The following is an 18,352-nucleotide window of genomic DNA, read 5'->3' as shown; positions in this document are numbered from 1 at the left end:
ATCCTTTGAAATAGTATTTATCAATCAAGTATATTGTAAAATCAATCTTTTTAAGGTAAAATGGAAGGCAATATACTTACAGGAGGTTGAAATGAAAAGGATATTATTTACTATTTTGGCAACAGTCTCTTTTTTATTTGCTGGCGTCACTAGTATCCAAGCAGATGATTATTTGCGTGTTGGCATGGAAGCTGCTTATGCTCCTTTTAACTGGACACAAGAAACAAATAAACATGGGGCTGTCCCTATTGAGGGATCCTCTCAATTTGCTAATGGATACGACGTCCACGTTGCCCAAAAAATTGCTGATAAGCTTGGGAAAAAATTAATTGTTGTAAAAACCTCTTGGAGTGGTCTTATTCCAGCCTTAACATCTGGTAAGATTGATATGATTATAGCTGGTATGAGTCCTACTGAAGAAAGAAAATTAGAAATTGATTTTTCAAATAGCTATTATACTAGTAAACCAATCTTAGTAGTAAAAAAAGATAATCCTTATTCAGAAGCTAACACTCTATCTGATTTTTCAGAAGCTAAAGTGACTTCTCAGCAAGGGGTTTATCTCTATGATCTCATTGATCAAATTCCAAATGTTTCAAAACAGACCGCTATGGCAGATTTTGGACAAATGAGACAAGCTCTCAAATCTGGTGTCATTGACGCTTATGTATCTGAGCGTCCTGATGGCATTTCAGCTGAAATGGCTGACTCGGAATTCCAAATGGTTGAACTCAATGATGGCTTTAAAGTTAGTGAATCAGATGTAGCCTTAGCAATTGGTCTTCGAAAAAATGATCCGATTATGGAACAAGTTAATAGTGTATTAGAAGATTTTTCAATAGAACAACAAATTGCCTTGATGGATGAAATTATCGCACTTCAACCTATCCATGAAGAAAGTACAGAAAAACCTCATTTTATTAGCCAAGTTTTTGCAATTGTTCAAAACAACTGGAAACAGCTGTTAAGAGGAACTTGGATGACTTTATTTATTTCCATTTTGGGAACAATTTTAGGCACAAGTATTGGACTTTTAATTGGTGTTTATAAAACAGCCCCAAAAGCAAGTCACAAAGGACTTTTAATCTTACAAAAAGCGTTTAATGTATTGATTAATATCTATATAGAAGTTTTTCGTGGAACGCCAATGATTGTTCAATCCATGGTTATTTACTATGGGACTGCTCAAGCCTTTGGTTTATCGATTGATCGCACACTAGCAGCTGTTTTCATTGTTTCTATTAATACAGGTGCTTATATGAGTGAAATTGTTCGTGGTGGTATTTTTTCAATTGATAAAGGACAGTTTGAAGCCGCCACAGCTCTCGGTATGACACACCGTCAAACCATGAAAAAGATTATTCTACCTCAAGTCATGAGAAATATTTTACCAGCAACCGGAAATGAATTTGTCATTAATATTAAAGACACTTCTGTTTTAAATGTTATTTCAGTGGTTGAACTCTATTTTTCAGGAAATACCGTGGCTACTCAGACCTATCAGTACTTCCAAACCTTTACGGTGATAGCTATTATCTACTTTGTTCTTACCTTTACAGTAACAAGAATTCTGCGTTACATTGAAAAACGACTTGATACAGATTACTACACAACTGGTGCTAATCAAATGCAATTGGAGGTGATTCCTAATGACTGATACCATACTTGATATTAAACACCTTAAAAAATCTTATGGACAAAATCAAGTTCTAAAAGACATTTCCTTAACAATTAAGAAAGGTCAAGTTATTTCGATTATTGGTAGTTCAGGTTCTGGAAAATCTACTCTTCTTAGATCAATTAACCTTCTTGAAACCCCAACCGAAGGGGAAATTCTTTATCATGGGAAAAATGTTCTTGACAAAGGATTTGATTTAACCACTTATCGCGAGAAGTTGGGGATGGTTTTTCAATCATTCAATTTATTTAACAATCTCAACGTCCTAGAAAATGTTATGGTCGCTCAAACAACAGTTTTAAAAAGAGACAAAAACGAAGCCGAACGGATTGCCAAAGCTAATTTAGATCAAGTTGGTATGACAGAACAATATTGGCTCGCCAAACCAAAACAATTATCTGGTGGCCAAAAACAAAGAGTTGCCATAGCAAGAGCACTAGCTCTTGATCCCGAAGCCATTCTTTTTGATGAACCAACATCAGCCCTTGACCCTGAAATGGTTGGTGAAGTTTTAAAAACCATGCAAGATTTAGCTAAGTTAGGTTTAACAATGATTATTGTAACGCACGAAATGGATTTTGCTCGTGACGTTTCTGATCTCGTTATCTTTATGGATAAGGGTGTTATCGCTGAAAAAGGAAGCCCAGAACAAATTTTTGAAACACCAAAAGAAGAAAGAACAAAAGAATTTCTAAAACGCTTTTTGAAATAAAAATGACAAAAAGACCACTCACTTGAGTGGCCTTTTTTAATAGGATAAAAAAGTAAATCAGTTGTGATTTTTCACTCTCAATGCTGACAATACTTGTGTTCTAATATCTTCAACACCATCTGGATTATTTGGCAAGAAAATTGTTTGATTGCCACTTGATGCAAAGGTATTTAAGGTATCTAAGTATTGGTTGGTCAACAATATAGACATGATTTGTTCTTCATTTAAACTAATATTAGCATCTTTTAGCTCTTGGATAGAGTCTGCCAACCCATCAACAATAGCTTTACGTTGTTGAGCAATACCAACCCCATGTAAGCGATCTTTTTCTGCCTCAGCTTCTGCTGCAGTAACAATTTTAATCTTATCTGCATTTGCTAGTTCTTGGGCAGCTACTCGTTTTCGTTGCGCTGCATTAATTTCATTCATTGATTGCTTAACTTCCGCATCTGGCTCCACTTTAGTAATCAAAGTTTTAACAATGATATAACCATAACTAGACATTTCCTCAGCTACTTGATGTTGGACTTCAAGCGCGATTTCATCTTTTTTCTCAAAGAGTTCATCTAGTGTTAGTTTAGGAACAGATGAACGAAGGGCATCTTCAATGTATGATTTAATCTGCTCTTCTGGACGCATGAGTTTATAATATGCATCCATGACATTATTTTCATTGACACGATATTGAGTTGCTATATTTAGAGTAACGAATACGTTGTCTTGTGTCTTTGTTTCAACAATTAAATCACTTTGAAGCAAACGTAGTTGAATCCGTGCTGCTAATCGATCAATACCAAACGGCATTCTTATATGAATTCCACTAGTGGACGTTTTCAGATACTTACCAAAACGCTCTATAATCACTACCGTCTGTTGTCTAACGACATAGAGAGTACTGATAACAACTGCTAAAATTAATAGCAGAATAAAAATAAATGGCAAAAATGTTATGATTAACATATAATAACCCCCTTTTTATAAATTATATAGCTTTCTCAAACAGTTTGCAAGACTTGTATATTAATAATTTAAAAATCAATCAAAACTGAAATTTCAGATAGCAAAAAAGAATGGTTGAACCATTCTTTTTTAATCATTATCTGGAATTACCACAACATAGCGGTTAGGATCATTTCCTTCAGAATAACTATTAACTCCTTCAATTGCTGCAATAGTTTTATGGATAACCTTTCGTTCTGTATTACTCATAGGGTTCATTTCATAATGTTCACCGGATTCTAGAACACGTTTAGCAATTTTTTTAGAAAAATCAATCAGAGTTTTAGTTCTGTGTTCAACATAATCATGAACATTAACAGAAACTGAAAATGTTTTTGAATAATGATCATGGAGATAATTTTGTGCTAATAGTTGTAGCGATTTTAACACTTTACCATGATATCCAATAACTCTACCAGGATCTGGGGTGTCAATCTTAAGATTAATTTGGCGATGAATATAAGTAATATCAATTGTTGCTTCCAAATCCATTTCATAGATAATTTTGGAAATGTAATTTGAAACATTGTGGCTGGCTTCTTCAATAGAAACTATGTCTGTTTCTTTTTTGTTATTCTCTTGATTTTTTTCAGAACTCAATTCTTTTAAAACATTGATATGACCTGTTTCTTGTAAAATTGTTTGAGGTGATTTCTTGCTTTCTAGTAATTGTTCTTTAACACTCTCATCAATCAGCTCACCTTTTTCTTCCATTTCTTTGATGATGCTTGTTACTTTACCAAGTTCCACAGTATCTTCTAGACTAGATTTTACCGGTGCATTTTTCTTGTTAATCTCCTCTGGAACCCCTCTAACAGCTTTTCTATCAGCTTTATTGATAATGGATTCACTGATACTTTCAATTTCTACCTGTGCTAATTTTTTACCAAATCCTAAGAAACCTTTTTTTTCACGAGAAACAACCTTAATATGAGCTTTTAATCGTGAAATATTAAGTTCTTTTAGGCCATTTTCAATAGCCTCTTCAACAGTTTTTCCTGTGAATAAAACCATAATATTCTCCTTATTTTTTCTTTCTTTGTGCTTTTTTCTTAGCACGTCTTATCTTTGCTTGTTTTTCTTTTTCTTCACGTTCTATTCGTTCGAATTCAGCTATTTTCTTAAAAGGATTATTAAAAATTAATGTTTGAAAAACTTGATAAGCATTTGAAATTGTCCAATAAAGTGCAATACCACTAGCCATATTAATACCAATCACTAAAATCATGATTGGCATCACATACATCATTGCAGTTAGGACACCATTTTTCTCTCTAATACCTTTGTTACTTAACCAAGTTGATAAGAAAGTAAAAATAGCAGCCAATACTGGCAGAATAAAGTATGGATCTGGATTTGCAATTTCAAGCCATAAAAAAGTTCCTGTTTTTAAAAAGGCAACTCGAGAAAGAGCCTGATAAAGTGCCAAAAGAACTGGCATTTGAATAAATAATGGAATAAAACTAGAATAAGGGTTTACATTATTTTCTTTATATAGTTGTTGTGTCTCTTCTGCAAGAAGCATACGACTATTTGTGTCTTTACCAGGATATTTTTTTTGCAATTCTTTTAATTTGGGCTGAATTTCCTGCATCTTTTGACTAGATTTCATTTGCATGTTGTAAACTGGTAAAAGAACTGTTCTAATTACCAAGGTAAAGAGGATAATTCCAACACCAATACGGTCATTAAATGATAAAGCATGAATCATCTCAGCGAAGAAATAAACAAATTTATCCCATATGCTATCTGAATTAGCAGCTATTTCACTAGTGCCACAGGCTGTCAAAATAACAAGTAAGATTAGAGCTAAAAATGATAACTTAAGTTTCTTTTTCAATGGTCAACCTTTCTTTGAATAGCATTTAGCTAAGCTAAACACATGAATCATATTTTTTTTTATAGCTTGATAGTCTATTTTTTCTACACCTTTACGTGCAATTATCACATAGTCTTTGTGAGCGATATCTTGTGATATCTCCATAAAAGCATGACGGATTTTGCGTTTAATACTATTTCTTACCACAGCATTTCCTAATTTTTTACTAACAGATAAACCAACTCTAAAATGTGCATGATTTTTATCTAAGTAGTATAAAACAAAATGACGATTAGCTACACTCTTGCCATGATCAAAAATAGCCTTAAAATCTTTATCACTTTTTACACGATAGGTTTTCTTCAAAATACGACTCCAAGTATCTAAATTACTATTATTATACCACAAAATAATAAGTCTAGTCATTTGTCTTACCAACGAGATGTCTTGTTTATTAATCTCACAAGATTATATTATACCATGACACTTCTATAAAAACAACGTTACTGCCTTCAATCCCTTGAAAACAAACCATTTTCAATTGATTTTTCAAACAAAAAACTTCTGTTAAATCTTAATATTTATTGTAGATGAGGCAAAAATTTAAGTAAATAGAGCAACTGATAAAAAAATCATTTGCTCTATAGTAAAACAAACACAAGCATTACTGTTATCAAACCATGAGTAACTATATGAGAAAGATGAACTTCTTGATAAATCAGCTGACCATTGATGGGTCTGATCATTAAAAAAGCTATTAAGCTAGCAATTATGATATAGTGCAAGTTAATTACCGAAAAGAATCCTAGTAAAAAAATAGAGAAGCTTGCAATCACCAATACAATTGGTATCATATTAAGCAATAAAAGCCATAGAGGCATTTTTTGATAGTTATTTATAACGGCTAAAGCTATTAGAAATACATAGATTAGGGGTAGAATGAGTGAGAACATCCTTGTCTCCTTTCTTATCTTTTCTTCATTATAAAATGAGGGGCCAAGCCCCTGTCAAGGAGATGACTAATGAAAACAGGAACTGTCGTGAAAAAATACCGAATTTCGCGAGATAGCTTACGAATTTATATTGAAAAAGGCTTTCTTTCTCCCGAAAAAAAGGAACTCACTATGATTGGTCAAAAAAAGATTGTGAAGACCTCGAAAATATTATTGCTTTAGGTGATTTTGGTTTTTCAATCAAGTCAATTCTTCGAATCAAGTGGTTACACGATACAAAGTGTGGTTCTAAAGAACAATTATAGGAAAATAAGGCCGTTTTACTTGAAGAAATTGAAAATAGAGAAAAGGAACTTGAGCACGTTAACTATCAAAAAAACGATTAGAAGAACTCTTAAAACAGGTTGAAAAAAAATTTAAAAAATCTATCAGAAAACTGATAGATTTTTTGCTTACAAGGTTTTTAAAATATTGTTAATATGTTCAATCGATTGTTTTCTACCAAGCAAATAAATAGTATTTGGTAAATCAGGACCATGCATTTCCCCAGAAACAGCGATACGAATTGGCATAAAGAGGTTTTTCCCTTTTATACCTGTCTCTTTTTGAACAGCTTTAATTTGTGGGAAGATATTTTCTGGCTTAAAATCATCATCTGACAAAGCTTCTAACTTTTCTTTAAACTGTCCAAGGACGGTTACAACGGTGTCACCTCGTAAAACTTCTTTTTCTGCCTCGCCTAACTCTGGAAAAGCAGAAAAGAACAAATCTGTTAACGGAACAATTGTATCAATAGAGACTAGCTGAGGTTGATAAAGGGCAACCAAGTCTTTTGATTTTTCATTAAGGCGACCTGCTTTTTCTAAAAATGGTTTAGCCAGTTCATAAATCTTACCAGCTTCGGCATTTTTAATATAGTCGTTACTCATCCAGTCTAATTTCTTTTGATCAAAGGCTGCTGGTGATTTACTCAAACGGTTTTCATCAAACAGTTTAATCAATTCATCACGTGAAAAAATTTCTTCTTCTCCACCAGGATTCCAGCCAAGAAGTGCAATAAAGTTAAAGACAGCTTCTGGGAGATAGCCTTTTTGACGATAGTCTTCGATGAATTGTAGAGTGTTGGTATCACGTTTTGAGAGCTTCTTTCCAGTCTCGCTATTAATAATAAGCGTCATATGACCAAATTCTGGAGCCTTCCAACCTAAAGCCTCATAAACCATGAGTTGTTTTGGTGTGTTTGCGATATGGTCATCACCACGAATAACATGACTAATCGCCATCAAGTGATCGTCAATAACAACGGCAAAATTATAGGTTGGGTAGCCATCTTTTTTCTGGATAACCCAGTCTCCACCGATATTTGCCCCTTCAAAACTAATCTCACCCTTAACCATATCTTGCCATTGATAGATGCCTTCTTCATTAACTGCTAAACGAACCGTTGGCACAATACCTTTAGCTATTCTATCAGCGATATAAACCTCTTTTTCTTCGTCGGTCATTCCTAGAAATTCATTGACATAGCGAGGAGTTTCACCGGCTGCTTCTTGGCGTTCACGCTCAGTAGCTAATTCTTCTTCTGTGACATAAGATTTATAGGCGAGGCCTTTTTCTAGTAATTCATCAATGTATTTTTGATAAATATCAAGGCGTTCTGATTGGCGATAAGGGCCAAAATCTTCCTTTGGGTTAACAGGGCTTTCATCCCAGTCAATCCCTAGCCATTTTAAATTATCTAGTTGTGAACGTTCGCCATCCTCCACATGACGCTTACGGTCAGTATCTTCAATCCGGATGATAAAGTCTCCACCGTGGTGGCGAGCGTATAAATAGTTAAATAATGCCGTACGAGCATTACCAATGTGTAATAGTCCTGTCGGACTTGGTGCATAGCGCACACGAATCTTATTAGTCAAAATAGTTCTCCTATCCTATTTCAATCATTATATTATATCACAAGTTTAATACTTCTTTAGCTCACAAAACTAAGGTTTCTTAAAAATATTGCACAACTTTTTTGGAACATTCTTATGCTTTCGATGGAATATAACGTTTTAAAACATTAGCAAAAGTTTCAATATTAAGACTTTGCACATAAATCTCACCAGTACCAGAAAAAGTATTAACAATCCCTTCTCCAGTTCCAATAGATTGTAAAAAACCATTTTCTAAATGGATATCATAATCCAATTCCTGACTCCATGCGACGACATGAGCATTATCGATTGTTATCGTGTCGTTAGCTAACTCTATTTTTTTGATGGAACCAAAAGCATTGGCTAAAAGTGTTCCCGAACCTTTTGTTGTCATGATGAAAAAGCCACCTTGTCCACCTAAAAGAGCACGCCCTACACTTTGACGTTCCATTGTATATGATGCAGATCCATCAAGCGCTAAAAAGGCTCCATCATTCAAACGATATTGTTTAGGACCAATCTCTAAAGGAATAACTTCACCAGGTGTAGCTGGTGCTAAAGCGAGTTTACCATTGTTTGATTCGGCAACAGCTTCTGTGATAAAAGCTGACTCTCCTGAAACCACTGAACGACCGATAGCACCTACAAGTTTTCCAAGACCGGAACCTTTACTGTTTAATCTGGTTTTTAAAACAACATTTGGCGTGTGGTAAATCATTGACCCTTGTTGAATGTACACTTGTTCTCCTTGATCAAGTTTTATTTCAACTAGTGGAAATTGTGACGCTTCACTTATAGTGTATGACATGCGGTTATCTATCATGATATTATCCTTTCTTAACTGTGTATTATGGTATTTGTTATTAGATAGTTTCGAATATTTTATTTTACTTCTACCATTCGACCTGTATCAACATCATAGATGGCTCCAGAGATTAAAACATCGTCTGGGATAAGGGGTGATTTTTTTAAAATGTCAACATCTTCTCTAACACTTTCTTCAAGATTTTCAAAAGGTAAAAAATCATAGTCTGATACATCAACAGCTAAATCTTTTTTAAGTTGCAGTTTAAAAGCATCATTAGTAAAAGTTTGAGCTCCACAATCCGTGTGATGGAGAACAACAATTTCTCTAGTTCCTAATAATTGTTGAGAAATAGTTAAAGAGCGAATCATGTCAGGAGTCACTCGGCCACCAGCATTTCTCAGAATATGGGCATCACCCAAGTCTAAACCTAGTGCTTGAGCAACATGCAATCGTGAGTCCATACAAGTCACAATAGCTACCTTAGTTTTGGGCATCAAGGGAAGGTGAGAAGTTCCGTGAAGATTGATATAGGCCATATTAGCTTCTAAAAATTTTTCAAAGTAAGACATTTATTCTCCTTTTCATTTTATAGTCAACAAACCACTTTAAATCATTGCTCATTAATATCCCTAACCTCCAAATACCTTCTGTAGGACTTCATTCACCGTTGATACACCAATAACTTCTATATTTTTTGGAATTTCTAAACCTATTAAAGCAGTTTTTGGCACATAAATTTTAGTAAAGCCGAGTTTACTTGCTTCATTGATTCGTTGATCGAGTCGATTAACTCTTCTAATTTCACCGGTTAGACCAATCTCTCCAATAAAACAAGCTTGAGGATTAGTTGATTTATCTTTATAGCTTGAAGCAATAGCAATCGCTACTGCTAAATCAATAGCTGGTTCATCTAATTTGACACCTCCCGCAGATTTAAGATAGGCATCTTGATTTTGTAAAAGTAAACCACAGCGTTTTTCTAAGACTGCCATAATGAGACTTGCACGATTAAAATCAAGACCTGTTGTCGTACGCTTAGCATTACCAAAAACTGTTGGTGTCACAAGAGCTTGTACTTCCGCTAAAATTGGCCTTGTTCCTTCCATTGTCACGACAATGGCTGAACCTGTCGCACCATCCAATCGCTCCTCTAAAAAAACTTGACTAGGATTTAACACTTCAACCAAACCAAGAGATTGCATTTCAAAAATACCAATCTCGTTAGTAGAGCCAAAACGATTTTTTACGGCTCGTAAAATTCTAAAGGTGTGTTGCCTCTCCCCTTCAAAATAAAGAACCGTATCAACCATATGTTCTAACAATCTTGGGCCAGCAAGAGTACCTTCTTTAGTAACATGACCGACAATGAAGATAGCAATATTATTGGTTTTAGCTATTTGCATGAGTTCAGCAGTGACTTCTCTCACCTGGCTGACTGAACCTTGCACACTAGAAATATCTGGACTCATAATCGTTTGGATAGAGTCTATAATGAGAAAATCTGGTTGAATTTTTTCAATTTCTACACGGATAGATTGCATGTTGGTTTCTGCGTAGACGTAAAAACCATTGTCAATATCACCCAAACGCTCACTACGTAATTTGATTTGTTGGGCAGACTCTTCACCAGAAACATAAAGGACCGTCCCTTGATGAGCGAGTTGTGTTGATACTTGAAGAAGAAGCGTTGATTTTCCAATACCTGGATCTCCACCAATCAAAACAAGACTTCCCGGCACAAGACCACCACCTAGAACACGATTAAACTCAGGCATGTCCGTTTTAATACGTGAAAAATGATTTGAAGTGACATCCTTTAATTTGACGGGTTGACTTTTTTCTCCTGTTAATGATATACGCGCATTTTTTATCTCAGTAATAGGTATATCTTCAATAAAAGAAGACCAAGCTGAACAATTTGGACAACGACCTAGGTATTTGGGAGAATTATACCCACATTCTTGGCAAATATAAACTGTTTTTTTCTTAGCCATAATTAGTTCCCAGTGCTTCCAAAGCCACCAATTCTTTGTCCGGTTGCTTTATCATTATCAGCAATTAGAAAAGGGGCAAAAACAGCTTGAACAATCCTTTCACCAACTTCTACTACAACTTCTTTATCAGTGATATTTTTCATTTGAGCAAAAATATGACCCTCATTAGCTGAATTTCCATAGTAATCTCCATCAATCACACCGACAGAGTTAATGAGTACAAGCCCTTTTTTGCGAGGGTTAGAAGAACGATCGTAGAGATAAAGCACCTCATTAGCCTGCATATAAGCTTTGACACCTGTTGGTATTAGTTTAATTTCACCAGGTTCTAATATAATTCTTTCAGCCGCTTTTAAATCATAACCAGCTGCATGGGTTGTTTCTCTTTTGGGTAATAATGAGTCATCTGTGTACTTACTAAATAGTTCAAACCCTCTTATTTTTGACATTTAATTATCTCCTTCTTTTATACTTTATTATAATTTATTCGCATATGAATTGCAAAATCAAAATAACTATTTTTAAAAAAGAGTTCTCTTAACAGAAAACTCTTAATCTTTTAATAATTATTCAAAGACAAATTGATTATGATAAAGTTCAGCATAAAATCCTTTTTGCCTTAATAATTGATGATGATTACCTTGCTCAATCACTTTACCATCTCTTAATACGATAATATTATCAGCATTTAAGATGGTTTTAAGTCGGTGAGCAATCACAAAACTAGTTCGCCCGGCAATAACAGTCTCCATAGCTTTTTGAATTTTACTTTCAGTGACGGTATCAACATTCGATGTTGCCTCATCCAAAATGAGCACTTGTGGATCGGTTAACAAGGTTCTTGCAATAGAAATAAGTTGTTTTTGACCCGTTGAAAAAATATTATCATTATCACTCACCATTGTTTGATATTTGTTTGGCAAACTTTCAATGAATTCATGGATATGAGTAGCACGTGCTGCTGTTTCAATCATTTCTTGAGTAGCTTCTGGCATACCAAAGGCAATATTTTCAGCAATACTACCACTAAATAAAACTGATTCCTGCAATACGATGCCAACGTTTTGTCTTAGACTAGCTAAATCGTACTCTCTAATGTCTTTGCCATCAAAAGTAATTGAACCGGCATCAACATCATAAAATCGATTTAATAAATTCATGATAGTTGTCTTTCCTGAACCAGTTGGTCCGACAACGGCAATCATTTTCCCTTTAGGTGCTGATATAGTAACATCAGATAGGATTTTTTGTCCGGGAAGATAACTAAAGTCAACATGGTTTATCGCCACTTCCTCTTTTAATTCGCTAAATTGAGGAGCATTTTTTGGTTTAACTTCTTCTTTTTTATCAAATATTTCTTGAATCCTTGAGGCACCTGTAAAGGCTAATTGTAATTCTGCCCAGCTAGATGAGATTTGCATGATGGGTTGATAGTATTGCTGAGAGTATTGTACAAATGTTACAAGTAATCCTAACGCTGCAGCTTTTGATAGACTAGCATCATTTAAAACGATAGTTGAACCAAGAAAGATGACTATTGCTGTATTAAATAGACTAAAACCATTCATCACAGGAAATAATAAACCAGAAAATAATCTACCTTTAAAAGTGGCACGGCGAACACGATTATTAAGTTCTATAAAGCCATTAATTGTATCTTCTTGTAACCCTTGAACGATTATTGCTTTTTGGCCAGAAATCTTTTCATCCATATAAGCATTAAGTTGACTGAGTTCTTCTTGTTGAACATTAGTATATCTTCTAGCCTTCCTAATAATGAAAAACAAAACAAGAATGGCTATTGGTGTTGATAACATTGTGATAACAGCTAACTGAACATGCTGAGTATACATCATCCAAACTAGACCAATATAAAGGGCTATATTAGAAATAACTTGAGTCATACTTTGATTTAACGAATTTTGAATATTATCCAAATCACTAGTAAAACGTGACAAAATATCTCCATCTTTATGCTGGTCAAAAAAAGCAATAGTTAATTTTTCTAACTTACCAAAAAGGCCTTTTCTCATGCTACTTGTTGAATAGGCAACAATTCTTGTAAAAATCAATGTGTAAATCAGTGTAGAAATTACTGTAAAAATATAAGTTAAAAAAAGAGACCACATGACAGATAAAAATGGAGCCTTACTGGGTTCAACAAAAACTTGACCTGTCGCCTGACTGACTGCTTTGGCTTTAAAATAGTCTTGTGCCCATTGACCGAGTTCTGTCAAGGATTGACCTAAATAAATTGGTGCTTGCACTCTTAAATAAGTAGAAACAACAATGGCTAAAAAAATCAAAAGAAAAGATAATCGGTATTCTTTAAAATAATACCAAAAAAAACGGACTGTTTTCATTAATTTTCCTCCTGACCTTTTTGTGTATTGTATATTTCTCGATAAATTGTATTAGTGGCAATTAGCTCTGAGTGAGTACCTTGAGCAATAAGATAGCCATTGTCTAAAACAAATATTTGATCTGCTTTAATGACTGAACTAATCTTTTGCGCAATCATAATCGTAGTGGTGCCTTTTAATTCTTTATTTAGTGCTTCTTGCACTAATTTTTCTGATTTAGCATCAAGTGCTGAGGTGGAATCATCTAAAATGAGAATTTTGGGATTACCTATCACCCCTCTTGCAATACTCATTCTTTGTTTTTGACCACCAGAGAAGTTATTCCCCCTTTCTTCAACCAAACTCTCATAATGGTTAGGCATTTGATTGATAAATTCTTGAGCTTGGGCAATATTTGCTGCTCTTTCTAGGGCACGACTATCTGCTTCTGAATTGCCTTGTCTTAAATTATCTGCAATTGTCCCACTAAATAAAATAGCTTTTTGCAAAACAATTGATACCGTTTCTCGTAAGTTTTTTTCATTGATTGTTTTAATATCACGCCCACCAACTAAAATTCGACCTTTTTCAGGGTCAAATAGCCTAGCAATTAACTGAGCTAGGGTCGATTTGCCTGAACCTGTAGCACCTACAATGCCAACCATTTGGCCTTTTGAAATAGTAAAGCTAACATTTTTTAAAGTAGGGTTAGTGTCTTTTGGATAAGTAAAGGTAACATCTTCAAAGACAACACTACCAGACAGGTTCTCATCAGCTACATCCTCAAATACCATGGATGGTTTAGTGTCTAAGATTTCTTTAATACGCTTAATAGATACCAAAGCACGACTTGATTGCATTCCCATGAAAGCAACCATAATAATAGTGAACATAATTTGCATCATGTAGGTTATAAATGTAGCAACACTACCAATAACTTCTGGGTTTGTCTCAACAAAAGTTGATACCATATAAATAGCTATAAAAATGGCCATGTAAGCTACGAACATAAGAGCTGGTTGCATAATGGAAAAACCGTAGCCGATAAACAAATTCAAATCTAAAAGGTCATCTGATTTTTCCTTGAATTTATTGTATTGTGATTCTTCTTGAACAAATGATTTTACCACCCTAGCTCCACGAAGATTTTCTTTTGCAATACCATTAATCTTGTCCATTAATTTTTGAAATTGACCAAATCTTGGACCCATTAAACTCATGATAACACCCATAATGCTAGCAATAGTAATAACCATAACCACTAAGATCCACCATAGACTTGGGAGTGTATCTATCGCAAGAATAAAGGCACCTAGAAACATCAACGGCATTCTTAAGAGTACTTGGAAAAGCATCATCGTCAAATTTTGAATTTGATTAATATCGTTAGTCATTCTAACCACTAGATTTCCTGCATTGAATGACTCAACATTGGCATAAGAAAATGTCTGAATCTTACGAAAAGTAGCTTCTCTGATATCTGTAGAAATCCCTTGAGAAATTTTAGCGGCCAAAATAGTATTAACAACTCCTGATAACAGTCCCAGCAAAGAAATCAATAATAAAATAGTACCGATAGATGTTATTTTATCGTAATCTTCTGTAAGCAAGGCTGTGAGAATTGATTTCATCAATCTAGGTTGTAATAAAGAGTTAATCACAATTCCTAAAACCATTATAATAGAAGCTAAAGCATACCATTTGTATCTCATAATGGCTTTAAATATCATTTTGTCTCCTTTATATAAAATAAGAGCAGTGGGTTTTAACCCACTGATTGTTCAAATATTCTTCTACTTATTTTATAATAATTATTGCTAAAAGTCTAATAAGTAATATAGATAGCCTTAAGATTGATATTAAAAAAAGAGTTTTCTTAGAAACTCTCTTTTAGAAAAATAAGGGCCTAAAACAACTTACCAAAGATGAAAGAGATGTTGCATCCCCAAACTCATTAAAGTAATCGCAATCCAACAACAAGCACCCAACACAATAGCTTGTTTGCCTGTTTTTATTAATTTTATTAAGTGTGTATTAAGCCCAATTGCTGCCATAGCCATGACAATTAAGAATTTAGAAAGCTGTTTAAGTGGATTAAAAATACTAGTACTAATACCTATTTGTGTTAAAAAGCTTGTTAAAAGTGATGCTAGAATAAAGTAAATGATGAACATAGGGAAAATTTTACCAATTTTAGGGCCTTGTCGTTTTATTAGACCACTAACTTGACTTTGACGTAAACGATAAAACGATAAAAACAAGGTTATTGGAATAATTGCTAGTGTCCTTGTTAGTTTAACCACCGTCGCTCCATCCAAAGTATTTGAACCATGAATACCATCCCAAGCAAGAGCAGTTGCTGTTACGGATGACGTATCATTAACTGCTGTACCAGCAAATATGGCAAACCCATCATTTGATAGATTAATTATATCACCTAGAGTTGGGAAAATTAGTGCTGCTAAAATATTGAATAGGAAAATCACAGAGATGGCTTGAGCAATATCATGATCATCTGCATCAATCACTGGCGCCGTCGCTGCAATGGCCGAACCTCCACAAATAGATGATCCAACACCAACCAAGGTTGCTGTGTTAATATCTAATTTTAATGTTTTTTGTAACAAAAAGGCGATTACTAAAGAGGTGGTGATAGTAGCAAAAATAATAGGTAGCGAACTTTTCCCAACTGCTAAAACTTGAGATAAATTCAAACCAAATCCCAACAGAATAACAGCCAATTGAAGAATAAATTTGGAAGTAAATCTAACACCAATTTGGACGGAGTCAGAAGGTTTATAAAAGAGGTTTACAAACATTCCAATAAAAATAGCAAAAACTGAAGCTCCAACTAAAGGTGCTAATCCTCCAAAAAAAGAAGCTGCAATAGCCATGAGAAGACATAATAAGATACCAGGTATTCTTTTTGAAACGTAATGCAAAACAACCTCCTTAATACTTATTTTATGACTCTAGACCAATTTATTTTCTTTAAGTAAAGATGAATAGTTTCATTATAATAAAGTTTTGAGTTATTGTAAACTTACCAAAAATTCTTTCTTGAAAAACTGTTTTTAGTGGGCTATTAAGACTTTTTTATAATAATTTGATATAATAAAACTAATAAAATCATCTGTTTATAGATAGAGGAGAAAAAATGAGTAAACAAAAAATTGCTGTCTTGGGGCCAGGCTCTTGGGGAACAGCATTATCTCAAGTTCTTAATGACAATGGTCATGAAGTGAGACTTTGGGGAAATATTCCTGAACAAATTGAAGAAATTAACACACATCATACTAACCGTCATTACTTTAAAGAAGTAGTTTTAGACTCAAACATCAAAGCATATACTGAACTTGAAAAAGCTTTAAAAGATGTTGATTGCATTATTTTTGTTATTCCAACCAAGGCAACACGATTAGTTGCTAAACAAGTATCTAATATTTTAAAACACAAGGTTGTGATGATGCATGCTTCTAAAGGGTTAGAACCTGATACACATGAACGCTTATCAGTTATTTTAGAAGAAGAAATTCCAGAAAAGCTTAGAAGTGATATCGTTGTTATCTCAGGGCCAAGTCATGCAGAAGAGACTATTGTTAGAGATATTACACTTATTACAGCCGCTTCAAAAAATTTACAAGCAGCTCAATATGCTCAAACAATTTTTAACAATCACTATTTTAGACTCTATACCAATACAGATGTCATTGGCGTTGAAACAGCAGGAGCTCTTAAAAATATCATTGCTGTTGGTGCAGGCGCCTTAAAAGGTTTAGGATATGGTGATAATGCTAAAGCAGCTATCATTACTCGTGGTCTAGCTGAAATTACACGTCTAGGAGTTAAAATGGGTGCCAATCCTCACACTTATAGTGGACTATCCGGCGTTGGTGATTTGATAGTTACAGGAACATCTTTTCACTCTAGAAATTGGCGTGCTGGTTATGCTTTAGGCAAGGGTGAAAAACTAGAAGATATAAAAAAGAATATGGGCATGGTTATTGAAGGAATTTCAACTACTAAAGTTGCCTATGAATTAGCTAATGAACTAAAAGTTTATATGCCAATTACTACTGCTATTTACCGCTCTATTTATGAAGGGGCTGATATAAAAGAAAGTATTCTTGATATCATGTCAAAAGAAATGAGAGCGGAAAACGAATGGTGACCAAACAGGGAGAAAAAAATATGAGGAAAAAAGTTAAAAAAGCTGTTATTCCAGCTGCGGGTCTAGGTACTCGTTTTTTACCTGCAACCAAAGCTTTAGCAAAAGAAATGCTGCCCATTGTTGATAAACCAACTATTCAATTTATTGTTGAAGAAGCATTAGCTTCGGGAATTGAAGATATTCTAGTTGTAACTGGAAAATCAAAACGCTCAATCGAAGATCACTTTGATTCTAATTTTGAATTAGAATATAACCTTGAAAAAAAGGGTAAGAAAGATCTTTTAAAGCTAGTAGATGAAACAACTGGTATTCGTCTCCATTTTATCCGTCAAAGTCATCCAAAGGGATTAGGTGATGCTGTTCTTCAAGCAAAAGCTTTTGTCGGCAATGAACCCTTTGTTGTCATGCTCGGTGATGATTTGATGGAAGATGATATTCCTCTCACTAAACAACTCATCAATGATTATGACTCTACTCATGCTGCTACACTTGCTGTCATGCAAGTACCACACGAAGACGTCTCAAACTATGGTGTCATTGCTCCTCAAGGAAAGGGAGTTAATGGTTTATATAGTGTTGACACTTTTGTTGAAAAGCCTAAACCAGAAGATGCTCCGAGTGATTTAGCAATTATTGGTCGTTACCTTTTAACACCAGAGATTTTTGATATTCTTGAAACACAAGAACCAGGAGCTGGAAATGAAGTCCAATTGACTGATGCAATTGATAAACTCAACAAAACACAACGTGTCTTTGCTCGTCAATTCACTGGCAAGCGCTATGATGTTGGTGATAAATTTGGTTTCATGAAAACTTCTATTGATTATGCTTTAAGACATCCTCAAGTCAAAGATAATTTAAAACGTTATTTAATCGAACTAGGTAAAAAGTTAGAACAAGACAATCAAACAAAAAAATAAAGTATTATTAGTTAAAAAAAGACAGGTACGTTATTAT

General features: G+C 34.2%; 17 protein-coding genes. 5 read left to right on the top strand and 12 right to left on the bottom strand.

Annotation, left to right across the window (positions count from 1 at the left end; translation table 11 throughout):
- Positions 1–91: 91 nt before the first annotated feature.
- Together A3I1_RS0105190 and A3I1_RS0105185 are read left to right on the top strand one after the other, a co-directional pair.
- Positions 92–1,657, top strand: coding sequence for an ABC transporter substrate-binding protein/permease (locus A3I1_RS0105190; protein ID WP_018370225.1), 1,566 nt, complete (start codon positions 92–94; stop codon positions 1,655–1,657).
- Positions 1,650–2,390, top strand: a complete 741-nt coding sequence (locus A3I1_RS0105185) for an amino acid ABC transporter ATP-binding protein (RefSeq protein WP_018370224.1) — start codon at positions 1,650–1,652, stop codon at positions 2,388–2,390. The genes A3I1_RS0105190 and A3I1_RS0105185 overlap by 8 nt, the downstream gene beginning before the upstream one ends.
- Positions 2,391–2,447: 57 nt before the next feature.
- Here A3I1_RS0105185 and A3I1_RS0105180 read toward each other — a convergent pair whose 3' ends face one another.
- The 4 genes from A3I1_RS0105180 to rnpA form a co-directional block, all read right to left on the bottom strand.
- Positions 2,448–3,350, bottom strand: coding sequence for an SPFH domain-containing protein (locus A3I1_RS0105180; RefSeq protein WP_018370223.1), 903 nt, complete (start codon positions 3,348–3,350; stop codon positions 2,448–2,450).
- 129 nt (positions 3,351–3,479) lie between these two features.
- Positions 3,480–4,403: an RNA-binding cell elongation regulator Jag/EloR gene (gene jag, locus A3I1_RS0105175; RefSeq protein WP_018370222.1), complete on the bottom strand. Its 924-nt coding sequence runs from the start codon at positions 4,401–4,403 to the stop codon at positions 3,480–3,482.
- Positions 4,404–4,413: 10 nt separating this feature from the next.
- Positions 4,414–5,229, bottom strand: a complete 816-nt coding sequence (locus tag A3I1_RS0105170; RefSeq protein WP_018370221.1) for a YidC/Oxa1 family membrane protein insertase — start codon at positions 5,227–5,229, stop codon at positions 4,414–4,416.
- A gap of 3 nt (positions 5,230–5,232) precedes the next feature.
- Positions 5,233–5,574: a ribonuclease P protein component gene (rnpA, locus tag A3I1_RS0105165; RefSeq protein ID WP_026216774.1), complete on the bottom strand. Its 342-nt coding sequence runs from the start codon at positions 5,572–5,574 to the stop codon at positions 5,233–5,235.
- 656 nt (positions 5,575–6,230) lie between these two features.
- Here rnpA and A3I1_RS08520 point away from each other — a divergent pair.
- Positions 6,231–6,383 carry a MerR family transcriptional regulator gene (locus A3I1_RS08520; RefSeq protein ID WP_018370218.1) on the top strand — a complete coding sequence of 51 codons (153 nt, stop codon included), beginning with the start codon at positions 6,231–6,233 and terminating at the stop codon, positions 6,381–6,383.
- A gap of 230 nt (positions 6,384–6,613) precedes the next feature.
- On the opposite strand, the gene gltX is transcribed toward A3I1_RS08520, so the two are convergent.
- From gltX to A3I1_RS0105115, 8 genes are all read right to left on the bottom strand, one after another.
- The gene (gene gltX, locus A3I1_RS0105150) at positions 6,614–8,080 is read right to left on the bottom strand and encodes a glutamate--tRNA ligase (protein ID WP_018370217.1); all 1,467 of its coding nucleotides are present in this window, start codon (positions 8,078–8,080) and stop codon (positions 6,614–6,616) included.
- Between the two features lie 112 nt (positions 8,081–8,192).
- Positions 8,193–8,903: a TIGR00266 family protein gene (locus A3I1_RS0105145; protein ID WP_018370216.1), complete on the bottom strand. Its 711-nt coding sequence runs from the start codon at positions 8,901–8,903 to the stop codon at positions 8,193–8,195.
- Positions 8,904–8,962: 59 nt separating this feature from the next.
- A complete protein-coding gene (locus A3I1_RS0105140) occupies positions 8,963–9,457 on the bottom strand; it encodes a beta-class carbonic anhydrase (protein ID WP_018370215.1) in 495 nt (164 codons plus the stop codon).
- A 60-nt stretch (positions 9,458–9,517) separates the two neighbouring features.
- On the bottom strand, positions 9,518–10,882 hold the full coding sequence (gene radA / locus A3I1_RS0105135; RefSeq protein WP_018370214.1) for a DNA repair protein RadA: 1,365 nt from the start codon (positions 10,880–10,882) through the stop codon (positions 9,518–9,520).
- Between the two features lie 2 nt (positions 10,883–10,884).
- Entirely contained in the window at positions 10,885–11,331 is a 447-nt protein-coding gene (locus tag A3I1_RS0105130) for a dUTP diphosphatase (RefSeq protein WP_018370213.1), read from the bottom strand.
- A gap of 117 nt (positions 11,332–11,448) precedes the next feature.
- On the bottom strand, positions 11,449–13,245 hold the full coding sequence (locus tag A3I1_RS0105125) for an ABC transporter ATP-binding protein (RefSeq protein WP_018370212.1): 1,797 nt from the start codon (positions 13,243–13,245) through the stop codon (positions 11,449–11,451).
- Positions 13,245–14,954 (bottom strand): ABC transporter ATP-binding protein, encoded by a 1,710-nt coding sequence (locus tag A3I1_RS0105120; RefSeq protein ID WP_018370211.1) that lies wholly within the window; start codon positions 14,952–14,954, stop codon positions 13,245–13,247. The genes A3I1_RS0105125 and A3I1_RS0105120 overlap by 1 nt, the downstream gene beginning before the upstream one ends.
- A 186-nt stretch (positions 14,955–15,140) precedes the next feature.
- Positions 15,141–16,166: a putative sulfate exporter family transporter gene (locus A3I1_RS0105115; RefSeq protein ID WP_018370210.1), complete on the bottom strand. Its 1,026-nt coding sequence runs from the start codon at positions 16,164–16,166 to the stop codon at positions 15,141–15,143.
- Between the two features lie 215 nt (positions 16,167–16,381).
- Here A3I1_RS0105115 and A3I1_RS0105110 point away from each other — a divergent pair, with 215 nt between their 5' ends.
- Both A3I1_RS0105110 and galU read left to right on the top strand, forming a co-directional pair.
- Positions 16,382–17,395, top strand: a complete 1,014-nt coding sequence (locus A3I1_RS0105110; protein ID WP_018370209.1) for an NAD(P)H-dependent glycerol-3-phosphate dehydrogenase — start codon at positions 16,382–16,384, stop codon at positions 17,393–17,395.
- A gap of 20 nt (positions 17,396–17,415) precedes the next feature.
- Positions 17,416–18,315 carry a UTP--glucose-1-phosphate uridylyltransferase GalU gene (gene galU, locus A3I1_RS0105105; protein WP_026216773.1) on the top strand — a complete coding sequence of 300 codons (900 nt, stop codon included), beginning with the start codon at positions 17,416–17,418 and terminating at the stop codon, positions 18,313–18,315.
- Positions 18,316–18,352: the final 37 nt, after the last annotated feature.

Origin of the sequence: Streptococcus marimammalium DSM 18627 (assembly GCF_000380045.1) — a bacterium.
Taxonomy (GTDB): Bacteria; Bacillota; Bacilli; order Lactobacillales; family Streptococcaceae; genus Streptococcus; species Streptococcus marimammalium.
This window is presented reverse-complemented; position numbering and strand designations above follow the sequence as displayed.